The sequence below is a fragment of the Nocardia africana NBRC 100379 genome (assembly GCF_001612635.1).
Taxonomy (GTDB): domain Bacteria; phylum Actinomycetota; class Actinomycetes; order Mycobacteriales; family Mycobacteriaceae; genus Nocardia; species Nocardia africana.
Map to the genome: position 1 here is coordinate 12061 of NZ_BDAV01000013.1, position 20074 is coordinate 32134.

General features: G+C 66.1%; 16 protein-coding genes and 4 pseudogenes. 14 read left to right on the forward strand and 6 right to left on the reverse strand.

The genetic code is table 11. From position 1 onward, the window contains the following. The first annotated feature begins 749 nt into the window (after positions 1–749). A complete protein-coding gene (locus tag NA3_RS37095) occupies positions 750–1118 on the forward strand; it encodes an AbrB/MazE/SpoVT family DNA-binding domain-containing protein (RefSeq protein ID WP_156769636.1) in 369 nt (122 codons plus the stop codon). Next, on the forward strand, positions 1112–2128 hold the full coding sequence (locus NA3_RS23080) for a tyrosine-type recombinase/integrase (RefSeq protein WP_062965756.1): 1017 nt from the start codon (positions 1112–1114) through the stop codon (positions 2126–2128). The genes NA3_RS37095 and NA3_RS23080 overlap by 7 nt, the downstream gene beginning before the upstream one ends. A gap of 212 nt (positions 2129–2340) precedes the next feature. Here NA3_RS23080 and NA3_RS23085 read toward each other — a convergent pair whose 3' ends face one another. Continuing rightward, entirely contained in the window at positions 2341–2703 is a 363-nt protein-coding gene (locus tag NA3_RS23085) for an ArsR/SmtB family transcription factor (protein WP_062965757.1), read from the reverse strand. A 98-nt stretch (positions 2704–2801) separates the two neighbouring features. Here NA3_RS23085 and NA3_RS23090 point away from each other — a divergent pair, with 98 nt between their 5' ends. Continuing rightward, complete coding sequence (locus NA3_RS23090) at positions 2802–4784, forward strand: heavy metal translocating P-type ATPase (RefSeq protein ID WP_062966019.1); 1983 nt, start codon at positions 2802–2804, stop codon at positions 4782–4784. 120 nt (positions 4785–4904) lie between these two features. Here NA3_RS23090 and NA3_RS23095 read toward each other — a convergent pair whose 3' ends face one another. From NA3_RS23095 to NA3_RS23105, 3 genes and pseudogenes are all read right to left on the reverse strand, one after another. Beyond that, the gene (locus NA3_RS23095) at positions 4905–5780 is read right to left on the reverse strand and encodes an alkaline phosphatase family protein (protein ID WP_197521850.1); all 876 of its coding nucleotides are present in this window, start codon (positions 5778–5780) and stop codon (positions 4905–4907) included. A gap of 492 nt (positions 5781–6272) precedes the next feature. Next, a pseudogene (locus NA3_RS39500) lies at positions 6273–7829 on the reverse strand (multicopper oxidase family protein). A 60-nt stretch (positions 7830–7889) separates the two neighbouring features. Continuing rightward, on the reverse strand, positions 7890–8300 hold the full coding sequence (locus tag NA3_RS23105; protein ID WP_156769638.1) for a DUF6153 family protein: 411 nt from the start codon (positions 8298–8300) through the stop codon (positions 7890–7892). Between the two features lie 321 nt (positions 8301–8621). Here NA3_RS23105 and NA3_RS37765 point away from each other — a divergent pair, with 321 nt between their 5' ends. The 3 genes from NA3_RS37765 to NA3_RS23115 all read left to right on the forward strand — a co-directional run bounded on the left by NA3_RS37765 (position 8622) and on the right by NA3_RS23115 (position 11881). After that, positions 8622–8774 carry a hypothetical protein gene (locus NA3_RS37765; RefSeq protein WP_167355032.1) on the forward strand — a complete coding sequence of 51 codons (153 nt, stop codon included), beginning with the start codon at positions 8622–8624 and terminating at the stop codon, positions 8772–8774. Positions 8775–9068: 294 nt separating this feature from the next. After that, a complete protein-coding gene (locus tag NA3_RS23110; RefSeq protein ID WP_062965759.1) occupies positions 9069–9338 on the forward strand; it encodes an SHOCT domain-containing protein in 270 nt (89 codons plus the stop codon). Positions 9339–9484: 146 nt separating this feature from the next. Next, positions 9485–11881: a heavy metal translocating P-type ATPase gene (locus NA3_RS23115; protein ID WP_062965760.1), complete on the forward strand. Its 2397-nt coding sequence runs from the start codon at positions 9485–9487 to the stop codon at positions 11879–11881. Between the two features lie 104 nt (positions 11882–11985). Here the strand turns inward: NA3_RS23115 and NA3_RS23120 are convergent, their stop codons facing one another. Continuing rightward, entirely contained in the window at positions 11986–12198 is a 213-nt protein-coding gene (locus NA3_RS23120; protein ID WP_062965761.1) for a hypothetical protein, read from the reverse strand. A gap of 60 nt (positions 12199–12258) precedes the next feature. On the opposite strand from NA3_RS23120, the gene NA3_RS23125 reads away from it, so the two are divergent. The 5 genes and pseudogenes from NA3_RS23125 to NA3_RS39315 all read left to right on the forward strand — a co-directional run. Next, positions 12259–12603 (forward strand): transposase, encoded by a 345-nt coding sequence (locus tag NA3_RS23125; protein WP_156769640.1) that lies wholly within the window; start codon positions 12259–12261, stop codon positions 12601–12603. Between the two features lie 14 nt (positions 12604–12617). Next, positions 12618–13298, forward strand: a complete 681-nt coding sequence (locus NA3_RS23130) for an IS3 family transposase (protein WP_082976687.1) — start codon at positions 12618–12620, stop codon at positions 13296–13298. A gap of 91 nt (positions 13299–13389) precedes the next feature. Next, on the forward strand, positions 13390–14481 hold the full coding sequence (locus NA3_RS23135; protein WP_062965763.1) for a tyrosine-type recombinase/integrase: 1092 nt from the start codon (positions 13390–13392) through the stop codon (positions 14479–14481). Next, positions 14447–16372, forward strand: coding sequence for a tyrosine-type recombinase/integrase (locus tag NA3_RS23140; RefSeq protein WP_062965764.1), 1926 nt, complete (start codon positions 14447–14449; stop codon positions 16370–16372). Before NA3_RS23135 ends, NA3_RS23140 begins: the two co-directional genes overlap by 35 nt. A 62-nt stretch (positions 16373–16434) precedes the next feature. Continuing rightward, positions 16435–16632, forward strand: a pseudogene (locus NA3_RS39315) (integrase core domain-containing protein); the annotation flags it as partial. Positions 16633–16762: 130 nt separating this feature from the next. Here NA3_RS39315 and NA3_RS23145 read toward each other — a convergent pair. Next, positions 16763–17221, reverse strand: a complete 459-nt coding sequence (locus tag NA3_RS23145) for a class I SAM-dependent methyltransferase (protein WP_062965765.1) — start codon at positions 17219–17221, stop codon at positions 16763–16765. Between the two features lie 28 nt (positions 17222–17249). On the opposite strand from NA3_RS23145, the gene NA3_RS23150 reads away from it, so the two are divergent. From NA3_RS23150 to NA3_RS23160, 3 genes and pseudogenes are all read left to right on the forward strand, one after another. Continuing rightward, the gene (locus NA3_RS23150) at positions 17250–17678 is read left to right on the forward strand and encodes a MerR family transcriptional regulator (protein ID WP_062965766.1); all 429 of its coding nucleotides are present in this window, start codon (positions 17250–17252) and stop codon (positions 17676–17678) included. A 317-nt stretch (positions 17679–17995) separates the two neighbouring features. Next, positions 17996–18917, forward strand: a pseudogene (locus tag NA3_RS39505) (ABC transporter ATP-binding protein). Between the two features lie 211 nt (positions 18918–19128). Further along, positions 19129–20037, forward strand: a pseudogene (locus tag NA3_RS23160) (efflux permease Rv1217c-related protein); the annotation flags it as partial. Between the last annotated feature and the right edge of the window lie 37 nt (positions 20038–20074).

A 20074-nucleotide genomic window follows, 5' to 3' on the forward strand; every position in this document is an offset into this window, starting at 1 on the left:
CACTGCGAAACTCGTCACCTGGCGAAAGCCGTTCATCTACCAAGGTTCAATTGCCCTTTCCGATGTAGCCGCATGCTTCATGCGCAGTCCCGGTCGATGACAACGGGCTGAGCGAGCACAGGCAACATACTCTGCCGCTGACGAGGATCCGGCAGACTCGCCGAACGACGCTCGCCCCAAGCCCAGGATGGCACGTCTCGCTATATTTCCTTTTCGCGCCACGGCGCCTCGGTGGGCCGCGTCAACGGAGCCGGTCACCGCGCCACGAGCATAGAAAGCGAAGAATGCTATGAATCAGCACGCTTCGATATCATTCGCTTAATCGAACTGACATGCCTTCTCCGAAAACTGCAGGTCGACACCTACAGCCCTTGAGCCGAAGTCCAGCACACGCTGGCTCGAATGACACAATTCGGCATACATGTTGCCAACTCACCAGTCGCTTCGCTCTCATACAAGAAAGCCGAAAAGAGAATCGAGGCAGCATGTCGCACATGCCCGGGCCGTCCCCCGCCGCCCCGCCAAACAAACCGATGGGTCCGGCATCCGGACGAACACCCACGCGTGCCGGCGCCCAACGTCCCGGTCTATCAGCGCCACAGATACAATCGAACACGTCCGCCGAGTCCCCGCGAACAAGAGTTTCTGCAACGACTCCACATCCCGAGCAGACCGCAGCCGAAAACTTGCTCAATATGAGGCAGCCGCGGACTACGCATGGAGAAAACATCAGGGTTCCGCTGCCACAAGTGGAGATCCACGTCAGACCGTCATCGACATTGCCACTGATATCGATTTCAGTAATTAGCGATCGTGGCAGGGTTGCGGCGGCAAACACACTCGCACCGCTGAAGTGGCTGGCCCACCAGCCGATCAGCTTCACCGTTGACGGTCAACTACTCGTCGTGACTGTCTCTGACACTGCTTCCAAGCTCCGCATCGATTCTCATCACCACCTCTACATTCCGTCGGAATTGCGCAGCCGTCTACACATTAAAAGCGGCGATCGAATCCTGCTCGTCGCGTCCGAAGAGCATCGCAAACTGGTTGTCTACCCGCCCCATGCGCTCGTCACAGCACTATTTTCACAAGACCCGTCAGTTTGGCTCAGATGGTGAGCACCAACGATATCCAAGCCGCTCAACTCCTTCTCGCGCGACTCGGCCTACGTCCCGAAGATCTTCTCTCACAATCGCCCGTCACGAACGTCCCCACTTTCGGTGAATATATCCCACGCGTCGAATCGATTTTGTCAGCTGGAACCGTGCGCACCTACCGCCCGTATTTGAACCGGATCCGAGAGCAATGGCGCGACCGTCCACTGGATGAGCCGACCGCGCTGGAGCTGAAGGAGATGGTCGAGCAGGCCAGACACGCAGCCGCGGCCCGGAAGAACTCGCGCGGTGGACGCTCGGCTGCCGAGCACATGGTCGGCGCCATCCGTTGTCTCTACCGCCACGCTCGCGACGACGGATACGTCCCCGCGGCAGGCAATGCCGCTGCCCACATCGACAAGCCCCGGCGACGACCCAGTTCCCGCACAGCCTTGTCCGATGGCCAACTCACCCAGATCAATCGCGTCGTCGCGACAACCGGCAATGATCCGGACCTGGACTCACTGATCGTGCGGCTGCACATCGAGACAGCGTGCCGGCGCGGCGGAGCTCTGGCGTTGCGGCCTCGAGATCTCGACGAAACGAACTGCCTGATCTGGCTACGCGAAAAAGACCAATCAGACCGGTGGCAGCCAGTATCGCCCACCCTGATGAAAGCACTGGTCAGCCACGGGAATCGAAGCGCGGATCCAGCTGGGCAACTCCTGTGCTACCGAAACGGCCGGCCGGTCACCGGACGCCGCTACGACTATCTGTGGGACCGCGTCGGCAGAGAAATACCCTGGGTAAAAATCCAGCAGGTCACGGCACATTGGCTGCGCCACACCACACTCACATGGGTCGAACGCAACTTCGGCTACGCCACCGCCCGAGCATTCGCAGGTCACGCGGAGCCATCCGGGGCGGACGGGCCAACGCTCACCTACGTCCGAGCGTCTTTGCCCGAAGTCGCTGCAGCTTTGGCCGCCCTCGTCGGCGAGCCACATCCACTCGCCCCAGGCGAAAATCACTGAAGTAGAACAACTCTGAGAGTCGGCGACGAGCGACTCCGGCACGGTCTCTCGACACCGCTGCCCCGCCGCATGCGTCCAAACGAATACATGACAACGGTCCCGTGCGCGAGCATCCACTCGAATACATTTGCCAAAGCGCAAGCCAGCACCTGTGACGGTTCCGTCCACGCCGGTACCCGTGACCGATTTCTTTCAACCATCCCGGCGGCGGATCAGCCGGCGGCCTCGGGCCGGTCGGCGAGGCCGAGCCGCAGGTGTTCGCTGTGATAGACGGCCTCGTCGAGAAGTTGAGCCACGTGGTGGTCGTAGAGGCTGTAGACGATGCTGCGCCCGGTTCGTGTCCCGGTGACCAAGCCGAGGTTGCGCAACAGTCGCAGTTGATGCGAGACCGCCGACTGTTCCATATCGACCGCTTCGGCGAGCGCGGACACCGGACGCGGCCCCTGGCGTAGCTCGGTCAGTATCAACAGTCTGCTCGGGGTTGCCAGGGCCTGCAGGGTCGTGGCGACCTGCGCGGCTGCAGCGGCATCCAATCGCGCGGCCGGCCGATCACGACCGTCGACCCCATGTCCCATAACTCCGCATCGTATACCAGCACACCAATGAAGATCTCTTCATATGTACTGTTATGGTGGTGAACGCACATTCGCCCGAACCACTCTTGGAGGTGTCCGTGGCTTCGCCCACTGCCGCGCCCGCCCGACCGGCCGCTGCGCCGGCCGCCGCGCCCGCGCGCCGCACACGATTGTTTGCGCTGCCCGAGATGCGTTGGGCTGCTGCGGCTTTGGTGGTGTTCGTGCTGGGTTTGATCGCGCAGTGGCTGGGTGCGCCGACGTGGTTGTGGTGGGCGCTGTATTTGAGTTGTTACGTCACCGGCGGCTGGGAGCCGGGGCTTGCCGGACTGCAGGCGCTGCGTGAGAGGACCCTCGACGTCGACCTGTTGATGGTGGTCGCCGCGATCGGCGCGGCGGCCATCGGGCAGGTCCTCGACGGCGCGCTGCTGATCGTCATCTTTGCCACCTCCGGGGCGCTGGAAGCGCTGGCGACCGCGCGGACCGAGGATTCGGTGCGCGGGCTACTCGATCTGGCGCCCGAGACCGCGACCCGACTCGACGCTGACGGGGCGGAACGCACCGTCGCTGTCACCGAACTGGCGGTCGGTGACACGATCCTGGTCCGTCCCGGTGACAGAGTCGCCGCCGACGGCTCGGTGCTCAGCGGCGCCAGTGAGGTCGATCAGGCCACGATCACCGGCGAATCCATGCCGGTGGACAAAGCCACCGGCGACGAGGTATTCGCGGGCACGCTCAACGGCACCGGCGCGCTGCGGGTGCGGGTCGATCGCCGCGCCGAGGACTCGGTCGTGGCCCGGATCGCCGGGCTGGTCGAGGAGGCCAGCAGGACCAAGGCGAAGACACAGCTGTTCATCGAGAAGGTCGAGCAGCGCTACTCGGTGGGAATGGTCGCGATCACGCTCGCCGTGTTCATCGTGCCGTTACTGTTCGGTGCGGCGGTCCAGCCGTCGCTGCTGCGGGCGATGACGTTCATGATCGTCGCCTCGCCGTGCGCGGTGGTACTGGCCACGATGCCGCCGCTGCTGGCCGCGATCGCCAATGCCGGCCGCCACGGCGTCCTGGTCAAATCGGCGGTGGTGATGGAACAACTCGGCACCACCACCCGCGTGGCGTTCGACAAGACCGGAACCCTGACCCGCGGAACACCGGAACTGTCGGAGATCCGCCCGCTCCCCGGCAGTCCCTTCACCGAGGCCGAGATTTTGCGGCTGTCGGCCGCGGCCGAACATCCCAGCGAACACCCGTTGGCCGCCGCGATCGTGCGCGCAGCTCGCTCCGCCGATATGCACCTGCCGGTCGCCGACGATTTCTCAGCGCAACCCGGGCGCGGCGTCCGCGCGGCGATCGAGGGCCACGTCATCCAGGTCGGATCCCCGCACGCGCTCCTGGCCCCGACCAGCACTACCGCACCTGCCGCCGCCGCGTCGGCCGCGGTGGCCGCCCTCCAGCGTGACGGGCGCACCGCAGTGGTCGTGCTGTGCGCAGATCGTCCGGTGGCCGTACTGGGCATCATCGACCAGCAGCGACCCGAAGCCGCCGACGCTGTCGCGGCGATCACCGAATTGTCCAGTGCGGCCCCGGTATTGCTGACCGGCGACAATCGCGACGTAGCCGTGCAGCTGGCCCGCCGGCTGGGCATCACCGACGTTCGTGCCGGCCTGCTGCCCGATGAGAAAGTCACCGCGGTCCGCGAACTGGAAGGCCAGGGCGAGCGGGTCACCGTCGTCGGCGACGGGATCAACGACGCGCCTGCACTCGCCGCCGCCCACACCGGAATCGCCATGGGCGGAGCAGGATCCGACCTCACCCTGCAAACCGCCGACGCCGTCGTGGTCCGCGACGACCTCACCACGATCCCGGCCGTGATCGCCCTCTCGCGACGCGCTCGCCGGGTCGTGATCGCCAACCTCGCCATCGCCGCGACATTCATCGCGGTGCTCGTCGCCTGGGACTTGATCGGCCACCTCCCACTCCCCGTCGGTGTCGCCGGCCACGAAGGATCGACCGTCATCGTCGGCCTCAACGGGCTGCGCCTGCTCTCGCGCCGAGCATGGTCCCCGGCGGCCACGACATCGCGCTGAGCGGCGGCACGAACGCGATCACGCGACGCGGACCGAGCGTGTCCGGGGCTATGAGTCGATCGCCCGGGCCGCTAATGGGGTAGCAGGCGTAGTGCGTTGAGATGTGCCCGGCATCGGTGATCAATGGGAGCCGGTCGACGGCAGGGGCACCCCGCCAGGCGCGGGGAGCCAGACGTCGGTGATCGGCGCCGCGTGGGCCGATTCGGCCACCGGCGCCAAGCCGTAGGCGTCCTCAAGGGTCCGCAGAACCGAGTAGTGATCGATACGCTCACCGTATTTGCCGGGGGCGACGCCGGCGCCGAAGAAGATGGTCGGGATGTGGTTGGCGGCGGTGCCTTCGTCCTCGTCGAAGGTCACCACCAGCAAACTGCGATTGGCCTTGGCCCAGTCGGCGTAGCGGCCGAGGTTGTCGCGCAGCCACGCGTCGCCGGCCGACACCGGGCAGTCGTGCATGTCGTTGCACATATTGGGGTTGACGAACGAGATCGTGGGCAGCCGCGAGTAATCCGCGGGGAAGGCAGCGAGGGGCTGGTTCGCGCTCGCCGCGACGTTGTCGAAGTTCACCCAGCCGTTGTGCTTGCGGGCGTACAGGCCGTTACTGCCGGTGCAGGCGGTATAGCCCGGGGTCGGCATCGACTCGGCGTATCCGGCGAACGAGTGCCCGGCCGCGGCGAGCCGAGTGCCCAGATTGTCCACCCCGGTGACATCGTACGGGCAGCTGTCATCAACCACGCCCTGCGTGGCACCGGAGAACAACGCGATGTAGTTCGGCTGACTGGGGTGGGTCAGCGCATGCGAGTCGGTGAACAACGCGCCGGTGTCGGCGAGTTGGTTGAAGTAGGGCGCGCTCGCGGTGCCGATGATTGTGTCGTATCCGATGTTCTCGAACATCACCACGACGATGTGATCGAACCCCGGAACAGCCACCGCGGACGCCGGGCCCGGCACCACGACCGCGGCGATGGTCAGCGCTGCCGCGCCGACGAGGACGGACATCCCTCGGGCGACTCCGCGGATCCCAAGCATCGGCACTCCTGACGACCTGGCGGACGATAGATATTCGACTACTGCAGTATTCCATCACAGCATCGTCGTGGCCGGAGGCGCCGACCAGCGCGAAAGAGGGCGCGTTAGAGTCGATCGCGAAGCGCTGAACGCGCCGCAGCCCATGTAGCCGCCCCACCTCGCGACCTGTGGAGCCAGCGGGCCGGGCATGCTTTGCCGGAGCGAGACCCCTGTGAGGAAGAAGTCTTGCCGCTGCGTTCAGCGGCGTTGTTCGACCAGGTCGCGCTGCGTGGTAGCCGACTGCCGCGATAGGTCGCAGAACCCGACAGGTCCCGTTCAGGGAATACAGCAGGATCCGGCCGAATCCCGTGGTGTCGGCGGACTCGTCCGCCGCCGGACGGTCGTGCTGAGTCCGGGGTTGCTGCGACTCACTCCTCCGCGAAATGTGAGTGCCCGCGTGCGATAGCTTCGGCCGCCGCGCGGTCAGCGTAGGTAGGACAGGACGGTCATCATTCCGGCCTCCTGGTGATAGGCGTTGTGACAGTGCAGCATCCACTGGCCGGGGTTGCTGGTGTCGAGGTCGGCTTCGACCGTTTGCATCGAGCCGACGATGACGGTGTCCTTGCGGGGCCCGTTTCCAGCGGGCGTACGGAGCTGGAATGTGTGGCCGTGCAGATGCATCGGGTGAAACATCCCGGTCTGGTGAATCGCAGCCGGATCCGTTGACCGGCGGTCACGTCCAGAGGCGTGCGGTGGTCGTAGGTGCGGCCGTTGAGGGTCCAGATATGTCGGCTGTTGTCGGCGCCGAGCGCGATATCGAGGGTGTGGTCAGGGCTCTTCTGCGGTAGCCGGGCGCTGTCGGTGGCGATGAGCTTGTCCGCGGTCAGCGGGGCGGCGGTGAGCTCGGCCGGGCGCACATCGGATGCGGGTGCGGCGCCGCCACCGGTGCGGATGAGCGCGAACCCCTGCCCCGCTTTGCCTTCGGCTGCGGCGATGAGAGGAAAGACGCCGTCGCCGAGATCGATGACGGCGTCGTAGCGCTCGCCCATGCCGATGAGCAGACTGTCGGTGCTGGTCGCCACGACGGGGTAGCCGTCGGTGTGGGTGACCCGTAACCGGTGGCCTCTGACAGCGACGCGGAAGGCGGTATCGGCGCCGGCATTGATGATTCGCAACCGCATCCGCTGACCGGGCTTGCCGGGAAGGGTGACCGGGTCGGTGCCGGTGCGGCCGTTGATGAGGAAGTACGGGTAGTCCTTGACGTCGCCGGCGTCGCTGCCGAGCGGGATGCTCGGGTCGGTGGGCATCGACATGCCGCCCATGTTCATGCCACCCATGCCGCTCATACCGTTGGCCTGCAACTGCCGCAGCTGTTTGTCGGGGGTGCGGCCACCGATGCCGTCGAGCCAATCGTCCAGGACGATGACGGCCTCGGTGTCGTAGTCGCGGCCGTCGGCGGGGTCTTCGACGATCAGCGGCGCGTACAGCCCGCGGTCGAATTGCAATCCGACGTGCGGATGGAACCAGTACGTGCCGGGATCGGGGGTGGTGAACTCGTAGCGAAAACCGCTGTGGGGGGCGATCGCGGGCTGAGTGATGTCGGGACTGCCGTCCATAGTTGCACAGCGCGATACCGTGCCAATGGATCGTGGTCGGCGCGGGGAGCATGTTGGTGACCTCGGCGCGCAGGACCTCGCCGCGGGCCAAGCGGATCTCCTGGCCGGGCAGCCGCCCGCCGTATGTCCAGGTTTCGACCTCAAACTCCGCCGAGATCGACGGTGGTGGGCCGGGCTTGCAGACTCACCTGCCGCGCCGGGGCGTCAGGGCGCGGCGCGCAGCTTCGGCGGCCTTCACCTCGGACGAATCGGGCAAGACGAGGTCACGGCGGCGTTCGGGAGTGTTCGAGCAGGCTGCCAGCGCGGCCGCCGCCGCGGTGCCTGCGGTGAGGGTGAGAAAGCGGCGCCTGTTCAGCGGTGCCGGAGACGAAGAGTGGGTGGGCGGCAGGAGCGCTCCTGAAGGGGTGGGAACTGTCGATGACATGGGTCGATCCAGCCGGAAGGCCCGTCCGGGTTGCCGGGTTGCGGATACGGCTGTGACCTGTCAAATCCGCAGGATCGACAGTTCCGCCAAGCTCGGTGACAGCCACGGCGGCGGATGACGCCGGCGTAGCCGCCGCCAACCTGCCAGCGTCGCCGTCATCGACCAGCCGGTCACTGCCAGCCAGAAGAACAGCACCAGCGCGGCGACACCCACAGCGTCGGTCAGCACGAACACACACAGGTGAGTGGCCGAATGCTGATGAGGCGCACCACCTTCATGTGCGTGGTGCTGCTCGGCATGTTCTCCGAGCATGACAGACACCATCGACATGGAATGGTCGACACGATCGGGGCCGCCGACTTCGGCAGCGGTTACTCCGGCGTGCATCGCCGCGAGACCGCACAGCAGCACGAACAGGCTCAGCACCTGGGCAAGCCGGGCGGCTCGGCGCCTGTCGTGCACTGTAGTCACCGGGTCATCATATGTCCGCCCTCACCGGTACCCGAACCTACACCCGGGGGGGTATGCAGACATGGAGGGGCACACACCCCTCACCAGCGTGATAGACGCTGACCGCACGGGTCTTTCGGCCCCGCGATCAACGTCGGAGGGCTCTGGTCCACCGATCAGTCGCTGGGCATGGTGAGGAATGAGTTCGAGCGATCCGGCTCGAGCGGCAGGTGGAGGGAGGCTCATGATGAGCACACGAACAATGCGAGTTGCGCGGTGAGCGGCCCACAGCCGTCGACCGGGCCGGGTCCCGGAGGGATCCGCGGGTCGGGGCATCGCTGGATGATGATCGCCTGCTGCGTGCCGATCCTGGCGATCGCAGTGATCCTGGTCGTCACCGGAGTGATCCCGGCGGGATTTGTCGTCGTCGCACTCGCGTGCCTCTTGATGATGGCGATGATGATGGGCGGCATGGGCCGTCCCGACCGCGACTGACCCACCCCACGTGTTGCCCTGCCACGCACTGGGTAAGGCGCGAGTAGTGCCGTCCGGCACGGCCAGGTTGAGCAAGGAGATGAACCGTGGACATGCAATCGCCGATGATTCAGGTCATGCACTCGAGCATGATGTGGCTGCACCAGCAAGGCATCTGCCCGATGCACATGTAAGGCTTCCCCCGCAGCCGGGCGGGACTGCGGTCCACCGCTCGAGGGCCGTTCGGCCGTATTCGAACGCGACGCGGCCCGGCACGATGAACAGCAACCAGCGAATGACGCGAAGGAGACGGCGATGATGATGTGGTACGGCAACGGCATGAGCGGCTGGGGCTACAGCCTGATGATCATCGGCATGGTGATCTTCTGGGCGCTCATTGTGGCCGGCATCGTGGCCCTGGTCCGCTACAGCGGCAGCAGCAGCTCAGCCATCTCGAACCCTCCGCTGCAACCACATGGGCCCACCCCCCAGCAGATCCTCGCCGAACGCTACGCACGGGGCGAGATCGACGAAGAGGAATACATCCGGCGCACGAAGACGCTCGGGACCGGCACAGCTGCATAACCGCAGCCACGCACCCAAGAGATGGACAACCCGCCCCGGCGCTACCGAGGCGCCGACGCGGTCGAGCCGGAGCGACGAAGCTACCCGCCATATACCCCCATAGGGTATAGTGCGATTCGTCGGTGAGACTGAGCGAGGAGAACGTGATGGTCGGCGAATCCGGGCGTAGCACCGCGGTATTGGATGTCAGTGGCGTCGAGTGGGCGAGCCAGCAGAATGTGGTGACCGCCGCGCTCGGGCGCCGCCCGGGTGTCGTGTCGGTGGAGCCGAATCCGGTGGCGCAGACCGCGACCGTGACGTTCGACCCGCACCGCACCTCACTGGCCGAGCTACGTAACTGGGTGCGAGACTGCGGATTTCACTGCGCCGGCCAATCCGTGCCCGCCCACGTCTGCGACCCGATGCTCGAGCCGAGCACACAACCACCCACACCGGATCACGCGGCGGACAGAACCACAGCGACCGGCCACGCCGAAATGGATCATGCTGGGCGCGCGGGAATGGAGCATGCCGGTCACGCCGAGATGGAGCATGGCGGTCACGCCGGTCACGCGGGGATGTCGATGGCGGCGATGGCTGCCGACATGCGTAACCGGTTCATTGTGTCGGCGGTGTTCTCGCTGGCGGTGATGGCGTGGTCGCCGATGGCCACCGACATGTTCGGGCTCCATCTGCCGACGCCTTTCGGTGTGCGCCAAGACATTTGGGCGCTGCTGCTGAGCCTGCCGGTGATTTTCTATTCCTCGACGATCTTCTTCACCGGCGCGGTGCAGGCATTGCGAGCCCGCACCCTGGACATGATGGTGCTGGTCGCGGTCGGCATCGGCGCGGGCTGGCTGTATTCGCTGGCGATCACCCTCACCGGTGGCGGCGAGGTGTTCTACGAGGCCTCCACGATGCTGGCCACATTCGTGCTGCTGGGACATTGGTTCGAGATGCGCGCCCGCGGCGGCGCCAACGACGCGATCCGCACCCTGCTCGACCTGGCGCCACCGAAAGCACTGGTGATCCGCGACGGCGCCGAGGTCGAGATCCCCACGTCCGAGGTCGTCGTCGGTGACATGCTGCTGGTGCGGCCGGGCACAAAGATCGCCGTCGACGGAGTAGTCACCGACGGTGACAGCGAGGTCGACGAATCGATGGTCACCGGTGAAAGCCTGCCGGTACACAAACAACCCGGCTCCCCCGTGATCGGCGCGACCATCAACGCCAACGGCACGCTGCGCGTGCGCGCCACCAAAATCGGCGCCGACACCGCGCTCGCACAGATCGTCAACCTCGTCCAACAGGCCCAGAACTCCAAAGCCCCCGGACAGAAGCTGGCCGACCGCGCCGCGTTCTGGCTGGTCCTGGTCGCCCTGCTCGGCGGTGGCCTCACCCTGGGGGTGTGGCTGCTGGCCGGGGCCGGCTTCGCGAAAGCGATGCTGTTCGCGATCACCGTCGTCGTGATCACCTGCCCCGATGCTCTCGGCCTGGCCACCCCGACCGCGATCATGGTCGGCACCGGGCTCGGCGCCAAACGCGGCGTGCTGTTCAAGAACGCGATGGCCCTTGAATCCTCGGCTCACGTGCAGATAGTGGTGATGGACAAAACCGGCACCCTCACCAAGGGCGAACCCGAGGTCACCGAGATCGTCACCGACGGCTACGCCGGCGACGACACCGAACTTCTGGGCCTGCTCGCGGCCGTCGAACGAGAATCCGAACACCCCCTCGCCCAAGCCGTCGTCGGCTACGCCGACGCCCACGGTGCCACCACCGCGACAGCAGAGCGGTTCGAAAATGTGCCCGGCCACGGCGCCATCGCCACGGTCGACGGGCGCCGCGTCGTCATCGGCAACCGGCGCCTGTTCGAACGCGAGGGAATCGAGCTGGGCGAGTTGGCCACAGCCCGGGACCGTCTGGCCGCAACCGGTCACACCGCCGTGCTGGCAGCCGTCGACGACAAGGCCGCCGCAGTGATCGCCATCGCCGACGCAGCCCGCGACACCTCCGCGGCCGCGGTACGCGAACTACACGATCTCGGCATCGAAGTCGTCATGCTCACCGGCGACAACCAAGCCACCGCCGACCGTATCGCCGCCGGCCTCGGCATCGACACCGTGATCGCCGAAGTCCTGCCCGGCGACAAAGCCGCCCGCATCGCCGAACTACAAACCGGCGGCCGCAAAGTCGCCATGGTCGGCGACGGCGTCAACGACGCCCCCGCCCTCGCACAAGCCGACCTCGGCATCGCCATCGGCGCCGGCACCGACGTCGCCATCGAAACCGCCGACCTGGTACTGATGCGATCCGATCCCCTCGACGTACCTACCGCGTTGCGCATCGGCCGCGGCACCCTCCGCAAAATGCACCAAAACCTCGGCTGGGCCGTCGGTTACAACACCCTCGCCCTCCCCATCGCCGCCGGAGTATTCGAACCACTCATAGGACTCACCCTGCGCCCCGAAATCGCCGCCATGTCCATGTCCGGATCCAGCATCATCGTCGCCGTCAACGCACTGGCCCTCAAACGACTCCGACTCCCCGACCACACCGGATAACGCCGAGCGCATCGACGCGATCACCCCCGCCGACGGTGACGAGGTGTGCTTGCGCTACCGCACTGGTCGCCGGGCCCCGCCGCCGGTCTGGCATGGGGCGATGGTCACCGCGACCGGACAGAAGGTTTGGTAGCGGCGGCGAAAAACAGTGGCATGGCCAGCATCAACCGGTCACTGCGGCCGCGATGGGTTTGCTCGGCGATCCAGCTGTCCGCCTGCTCACGGGTGACGGCCCCGGCAGCGCAAGCATTCTCAGCCAGACCTGAAAGCATCGGCACCATCAGCTCATCGACGAACACCACCGCGTGAACCTCCACCGTGGGGCTCCCCTGAAGTAGTGGACATCCGAGATAGCGGGACCGTGGGTCCCTGGAAGGATGTTCACCATGCCTCGTCCGCGTCGATCGTATTCACCCGAGTACCGGGTGGAAGCGGCGCACCGGGTGATCGATTCCGGCCGGTCGGTGCGTGAGATCGCCCGTGAACTGGACGTGCACGAGAACCTGCTGCACAAGTGGGTGCGTGAGGAGCGGCGCCGCATGGCTGCGGCCGGGCAGGCCGGCTCTGGTGGTCGGCGACCCGATGATGTTGGAGGTCAACCGCTTTCAGCCGATGAGCGTGCGGAGTTGATCAGGTTGCGCGCGAAGGTGGCAGAGCAGGCGAAAGATATCGCTTTCCTGGAAAAAGCCTCGGCGTACTTTGCGGCACGGCATCCAAAGTGAGCAGGTTCGAGCTCATGGCGGCAGAGTGCGCCGACCATGATGTGACCCGGATGGCCGAACTACTCGCCGTCTCGACCTCCGGCTACTACCGATTCCTGCAGGTGCGCGCCGATCCGCAGCTGTCACCGCGACTGCAACGGCGCCGCGATCTGGAGGTGAAAATCCTTGCTCACCACAGAGCTTCACGCGGCACTTACGGGTCTCCACGCATCACTGCGGACCTGCGGGCCGAGGGCGAGCGGATGTCGAAGAACACCGTCGCGGCGATCATGGCCGATCTTGGGATCGAGGGCATCAGCCCGCGCTCGTTCAAGACCACCACCGTGGTCGATCCGGTCGCGGAATTCCCGCCCGACCTGGTCGGGCGCCGCTTCGACCGTGGACGTCCCGACATGGTCTGGTCGTCGGACATCACCTACTTGACCTGCGGCGAGGGCGACATGTTCCTGTGCGTGATCCGGGACGAACACTCCCGGCGGGCACTGGGCTGGGCCCTGGCCGATCACATGCGGGCCGAGTTGGTCATCACCGCGGTCGATCGGGCGGTGTTCGTCCGTGGTGGCCGCTGCCGGTCGACAATTCTGCACAGTGACCGCGGCACCCAATACACCGCCACGGCGACCGCCAGCGCGTGCGCGCGGCACGGTTTGCTGCGTTCGGCCGGCGCGACCGGCATATGCCCCTTATCCGGCTAATGTCCATCGATTCCCTGGTCAAGGGGGCTACGGGTGTGTCCGGCGATTCGTGTGACTGCGTGTCGGCTGAGCCGGAGTAGACCTGTCGGGCATGAGCACGGACAACCGTGATCGACTGCGCCTGGAACACGAGGACGGGCGATGGTTTCTGGCCGGACCGGGTGCCGATGGTCTGGGCCTGGTCGACGAGTATCTGGGTTATCTGGCTGATCGCAACTATTCACCGAAGACGTTGCGGGCCTATGGGTTCGATCTGGTGATGTTCGGACGGTGGCTACTCGGCGAAGGACTGTCGATCGAGGATGTGACCACGGCGGTGCTGCTGCGGTTTCTGGCTGCGTGCCGGGCCGCGAGGTTGCCGGGTCGGCCGGGTCCGAACGTGGTGGATCTGGCGGGCCGACGGCTGGACGGGTATGCCGCGGCGACGGTGAACCGGCGGCTGGTGGCGGTGTCGGGGTTGTTCGCCTTCCGCGCGATGCGCGACCCGACGTTGCGGAGTCCGGTGCCGAAAGGTCTTGACGCGCAACGATTCGTCCCGGGCGAGAAGACCGGATTGCTGGCGCATCTGGTGCGTAAACCGCGCCCACGATCGGCACTGCGGTTGCGGGAACCACGCCGGCTGCCCAGGCCGTTGGCGGTGTCGGAGGCGGCTCGGCTGCTGGGGAGTCTGCGGACTTGGCGTGACCGCGCGATCGCCGGGCTCATGCTCTACTGCGGGTTGCGGTCGTGTGAGGTGCTGGCCTTGGAGATCGCCGATGTCGATATCGGCCGCGGCTGGATCCGGGTCTGGGGCAAGGGCGCCAAAGAACGCGCCGTCCCGCTCGACGCGGATCTGGCGCGCGTGATCCAGGACTATCTGCTCACCGAACGTCCCGAATCACGCTCTGCACGTTTGTTTCTGGTCGCGAAGGGCCCGAACCGGGGACAACCACTCACCGCGGCCGGGTTGCGGACGATATTTCGTTACCACCGGCAGCTTTCGGGTGTCACGGCCGGGCATCCGCACGCGTTGCGGCATTCGTTCGGCACCGCCCTGGCCGAAGCCGGGGTCGATCTGTCGGTGATGCAGGCACTGCTCGGGCACACCCACGTCGACACCACCACCCGCTACATCTACTTGGCGCCCAAGAGGGTGAAGGAGGAATTCGATGCCGCTCGCGCACGTATTCGCCGCCAGGAGTGACGCCGACGACATCTACCACCTCTATCTGGCCGAACTGGCCCGCAGCGGCCGCGGCAGCGCCCCCTACTACAGTTCGGCCCGCACATTCATGCAGCAATGGCCGCACCCGCAGGACTGGGCCCATGAGCCGCTCGAGGTCCGACTGTCGGCGAACTCGTCGACACGGCCGTTCATCACCTTCCTGATGCTGCACAACCTGCTGCGTCCCGGCTACGACTATCTGCTCGAACGCAAGATCTCCAGCCTCTGGCGCGAGATAGACGCCTCCCCGATCGGCGGCGATCTCGCCGAATTCCTCACCACCGCACACAGACTCGGATTCACCCAAAGAGTCCGCACCGCGACCGGGTCCCAGGCGCCGGCGCGGCTGCTGATCCAGACCGGCCGCCGCTTGCACCAGCTCACCGTCGCCGATCTCGACGAGTTCGCCGACGCCTGCCGGATGCGCCAGGCCCGCACCGGCAAGGGCTGGCACCACTACAAAGCCGCCCTCGCCAACACGCACCTGGTGTTGTTCCACCTCGGGGTCCTGCCCGAACCACCACGCCCCGGCGGGCCCTGGGACTTCGCGGTCCGCCTCGACGGCATCACCCCGGCCATCGCCGCAGCGATGATCGACTACCTGAACGCGAAACGCGGCACCTGCACCCGCCACACCGTCTCCAGCATGGCCACCCGGCTCACCGGGTTCGGCCGGTTCCTCACCGACCTCGACCCCACCCTGACCCGGCTGGCGCAGCTGGACCGCCGCCGCCACATCGAGCCTTGGCTGGCCAGCCTGCCCGACGCGGTGAACAGCAAGACCGGTGCACCGATCGGCGTCGCCGACCATGCCCGCCGCGTCGTCGCGGTCAACACCTTCCTCACCGAGATCACCGAATGGGGATGGAACGACGCACCGAGCCGGAAACTGTTGTTCCGCAACGACGTTCCCCGCCTCCCCAAACCGCTGCCACGCTACATCCCGGTCGACGCCGACCGGCGGCTCACCGACGCTCTGCGTTGCAGCGAACACGAACTCGCCGCCTCAGCGTTGCTGCTGGCACCGGCTTGCGGACTCCGGATCGGGGAACTACTCGACCTCGAAATCGACTGCGTCCACGAGATTCCCGGCGAGGGAGCCTGGCTGAAAGTCCCGCTCGGCAAACTCGACACCGAACGGATGGTCCCCCTCGACGAGGAAGCCGTCGAACTCGTCGACCGGATCATCGAAATCCGCAGCCCCGGACAGCCATTGACCCATCCCCGCACCGGGAAACCGGCCCAGTTCCTGTTCACCCACCACGGCAGCCGGCTCGCACAGCAAGGCGTCCGCCTCGAACTCGACCGCGCCGCGGCCGCCGCCAGGATCGGGCACGTCACCCCGCACCAACTGCGCCACACCTACGCCACCGCCCTGGTCAACGCCGGCGTCTCACTGCAATCGCTGATGGCGTTACTCGGGCACGTCTCCGCGCAAATGAGCCTGCGTTACGGGAAACTGTTCGACACCACCGTCCGCACCGAATACGAACGCGCCCTCACCCTCGCCAAAGACCACCTCGCCGCGCTGCCGACCACCCCCGCCGGCACCAAAGCGCTACCGCTGACTGACATCACCGGCAGCAAAGACTGGACCGACACACCAACTCTGAAATCCCGTCTCGCTGGCGGTTTCTGCCTACGCGCACCCGCCCAAGGCGCCTGCCCCTACGCCAACATCTGCGAACACTGCCCGAACTTCCGCACCGACGCCACCTACCTGCCCATCCTCGCCGCCCAACGCACCGACGCCCGAAAACTCGCCGAAGACGCCCAACGCCGCGGCTGGATCACCGAAGCCGACCGCCACCACAAACTCATCGCCCGACTCGACGCCACCATCACCGACATCCAGAAATCAGCCGGATAACCCGGAAACCCCCTCCGACGAAGCAAGATCAGCTCAGATTAGCCGGATAATGCTGGGACAACGCCGGTGCCGAGAGCCTGTGGTCGAGTTTCAAGCACGAGTGCTACTACAGACACACCTTCGCTACAAAGAGCGAACTCATTGCCGCAGTTGACAACTGGATGCATTTCTACAACCATCAGCGGCGACACTCGGCCATCGGGATGCTCTCACCCATCGACTACGAGAGATCCCTCAACGCTGCCCCTGAAGCAAGCTAACTGCGTCCACTTTTTCAGGGCAACCCCACCGCGACATCGACGAAACCGTTGTCCAGCAACACATTCCGGTAACCGCGGGCGATGCGGGGATTGACGATGGCGCTTGCCCTGGCCGTCACAATCGTACGAGTCACCCCCGGGTCGTCGGAGTCGATGATGAACGATTCCCAGTCCTGCCCGACCAACACGACACGTCCCCAGGAGCCAGCACTCGCCGGGCTTCGGTGAGCGCGGCGGCAGGCTCGGCGAGCTCGTGAAACACCTTGTCTGCGCGGTAACCGTCCATCGAGAAATCCTGCAGCGGCAACGCGGTAGCGTCGGCGCACCGAAAGTCGTTACCGGGCCAGCGATCCCGCGCCGCTGCGAGCATCTGTTCACTGAGGTCGACCCCGACCACACGCATCCCGCGCTGCGGCAGTTCCGCCGCGGCCCGGCCGGTGCCGCACCCCACGTCGACCACGGCCGCACCCGCCGACAAGCGCTGCAGATCATAGGAGGTAGCACGCAGTGCGCTGGCGCTGGGCAAGGTTTCGGAGGCATCCAGCAATCGGATCAGGGAAGGCTCGCTGGTGTTGTGTGGTGTGGACATACCAGCGATGCTGCGACTTAATGTCGACATGAAGTCAAGTAGCCGCAACCTCGGCATCGGAGACGCCGCAGCCGTTTTCGGGCTCGCCACACACGTGTTGCGGCACTGGGAGTCGCTGGGGCTGGTGACACCTGCCCGCGACAGCGCGGGACGTCGCCGGTACCACGACGACGACATCTTCCGCATCGCGGTCATCCTGTGCGCGAAGGAAGCCGGGCTGGGCCTCGACGCCATCGCAGAGATGATCACCGCCACGGCGCTCAATACTCGACGCGAAATCCTGCACCGCCACCGTGACCAACTCGCCGCCACAATCACCGCCGCCCAGACCGCACTGGCGATCGTCGACGGCGCGCTGCGCTGCGAACACGACGACTTCACCACCTGTCCACACTTCCGCGCCACCGTGGCCGACCGCATCAGCATCACCCCTGTCCGCCATATCCCGGCACGGTGAAAAACAGCGGGATCGATCCGCTCCGAGGGCGTGGATGAGGGGCCGAACTGATCCTGGATCCGGCGCCGGGGGCGATGCAGATGGCGGGATGGAACGGACTCGGAAGCCGATGCCTTCCCCAAAGGCGCTCGAACCGAACGTGACGAACAGCACGGCGCTCAAACCGGCCGACAAGGCCATTACATGGACGCCGGACGCCACCACGATTAGCGACTCAAGTCCCTGCCATCGCACTGCCGATCCGGACGACGATCAGTAGAAGCGGAAGATCCGACCTGGTGTTTCGGGTAGCCCACTGCTGAAAGGAAGGCCGGACGATGGAGATCGCGATTCAGGCCGAGGGGCTGTCCAAACGGTTCGGGAATCTCATCGCGCTGGCGGCGTTGAACTTGGAAGTCCGCCGCGGCGAAGTGCTGGGCTATCTGGGGCCGAACGGGGCGGGCAAGACAGTGACGATCCGGCTGCTTTTGGGCATGCTCCATCCGAGTGCCGGCCAAGCGCAGATTTTTGGTTGTGACGTGCGCCGCTGCGCTCCCCAAGTCCACCGCCGCCTCGCGTACGTGGGAGGAGAAACCAATCTGTGGCCCGGGTTGACCGGAGAAGAAACGCTGCACCTGCTCGGCCGCGTGCAGTCCCGCGTCGATGCCGATTACCGCGACGAGCTGATCGAACGGTTCGCCCTCGATCCATCGAAGCGGGTGCGGCAGCTACTCCAAGGGCAATCGGCAGAAGGTCGCGTTGATCGCGGCCTTGATGAGCCGAGCGGATCTGCTGGTACTCGACGAGCCGTCGACCGGACTGGACCCGCTGATGGAGCGCGAGTTCCGCGCCTGCGTGGCCGAAGCGAAAACGAACGAGCAGACGGTGTTTCTTTCCTCGCACATTCTCAGTGAGGTCGAATCGCTGGCCGATCGGGTAGCGATCCTGCGCAGCGGGCGTCTGGTGGAAATCGGAACGCTGGCCGACATGCGGCATCTGGCGGCGCTGTCGATCGAGGCCACCTTCACCGGGACGCCGCCGAATCTTCCCAGGTTCCCGGTGTCAGCGGCATCGAGGTCGACGGTAACCGCGTGCGGCTACATGCCCGTGGCCCGGTCGAACCGCTGCTGGAACGGCTCACCGCCGCTCGGGTGACACAGCTGCTCAGTCGTGAGCCCCTCCCTCGAGGAGCTGTTCCTCGAACGCTACGGCACCGAATCGACCGCCACGACCGAGGAGGCAGTCTCCCATGGCCGTTGAATCCCTGGTATCTGGGCAACGGAATACCTGCCAAATTCCCTTGGCCCCCGAACGAGTCTCGGCCCGGGTGCCGATGTGGCTGGCCGCCCGCAGCACAATCGGGGGAGCGGTGATCTGGGAGGCGGTGTTCGGTGTGGTCACCTGGTTGGAGGTGATCCAATTCGCCAAGGAGTACCCGACGGCCGCGGACCGGGCGCGCCTGGTCGCGATGATGGGCACCAACATCGGCATCACAGCACTGTTCGGACCCTCACCCGACATCGATACTCCGGCCGGATATGCCGCCACGCACGCGGTCGGCGTGCTGGGAATCATCGGCGCGGCGTGGGGGCTGCTGGCCGCCACCCGCGCGCTACGCGGTGAAGAGGACTCCGGCCGCTGGGAGGTGCTGCTCGCCGGTGCGACCACACCCCGTCGTGCGGCGGCAGCCGCACTGGCCGGCCTCGGCATCGCGTGGCTGACGCTCTGGGCGGTCACAGCGGCGATCTACGCTGCGACCGGGCGTTACCATGATGCTCGATTCTCGGTTGCCACAGCGCTTTTCGCGGCTGCGGCTACAGCTGCCGCGGCGGCGGTATTCCTCGCAGTCGGGGCGCTGTGCAGCCAGCTGGCGAGCACTCGCAGGCAGGCGGCCGCGCTGGCGGGAGCAGTGTTCGGCATGGCCTACCTGGTCCGAGTCATTGCCTACAGCTCGACCTCACTGCGCTGGCTGCGCTGGGCCACCCCCTTGGGCTGGGTCGATGAGACTCATCCATTCATTCGCAGCCACTGGCCACCGCTGCTGGCCATCGCCGCCACCGTCACCGTGTTGGTGGTGGCGACGATCGCGGTCGCCGGCGCCCGCGACCTCAACACCGGAATCCTGCCCGGCCGCGACACCGCCCCGGCCCATACCCGACTGCTTACCGGCACAACGGGACTGGCGTATCGGCTTGAGCGAGGCACCGTGCTCGGGTGGGGCGTGGGGCTCGCGGTCGGCGGCTTCGTCGTCGGACTCATCGCCAAGGGCTCCGCCGACATCTGGGCCAACCAGACCGGCGGCCTGTTCGTCGCCATCGCGCACGCTCGAGGAGGTGCGGTGTATCTCGGTGTCTCCTTCACGATCATCGCCTTCCTGATCGCAATGACCGCCGCGGACAGGTCAACGCAACCCGCGA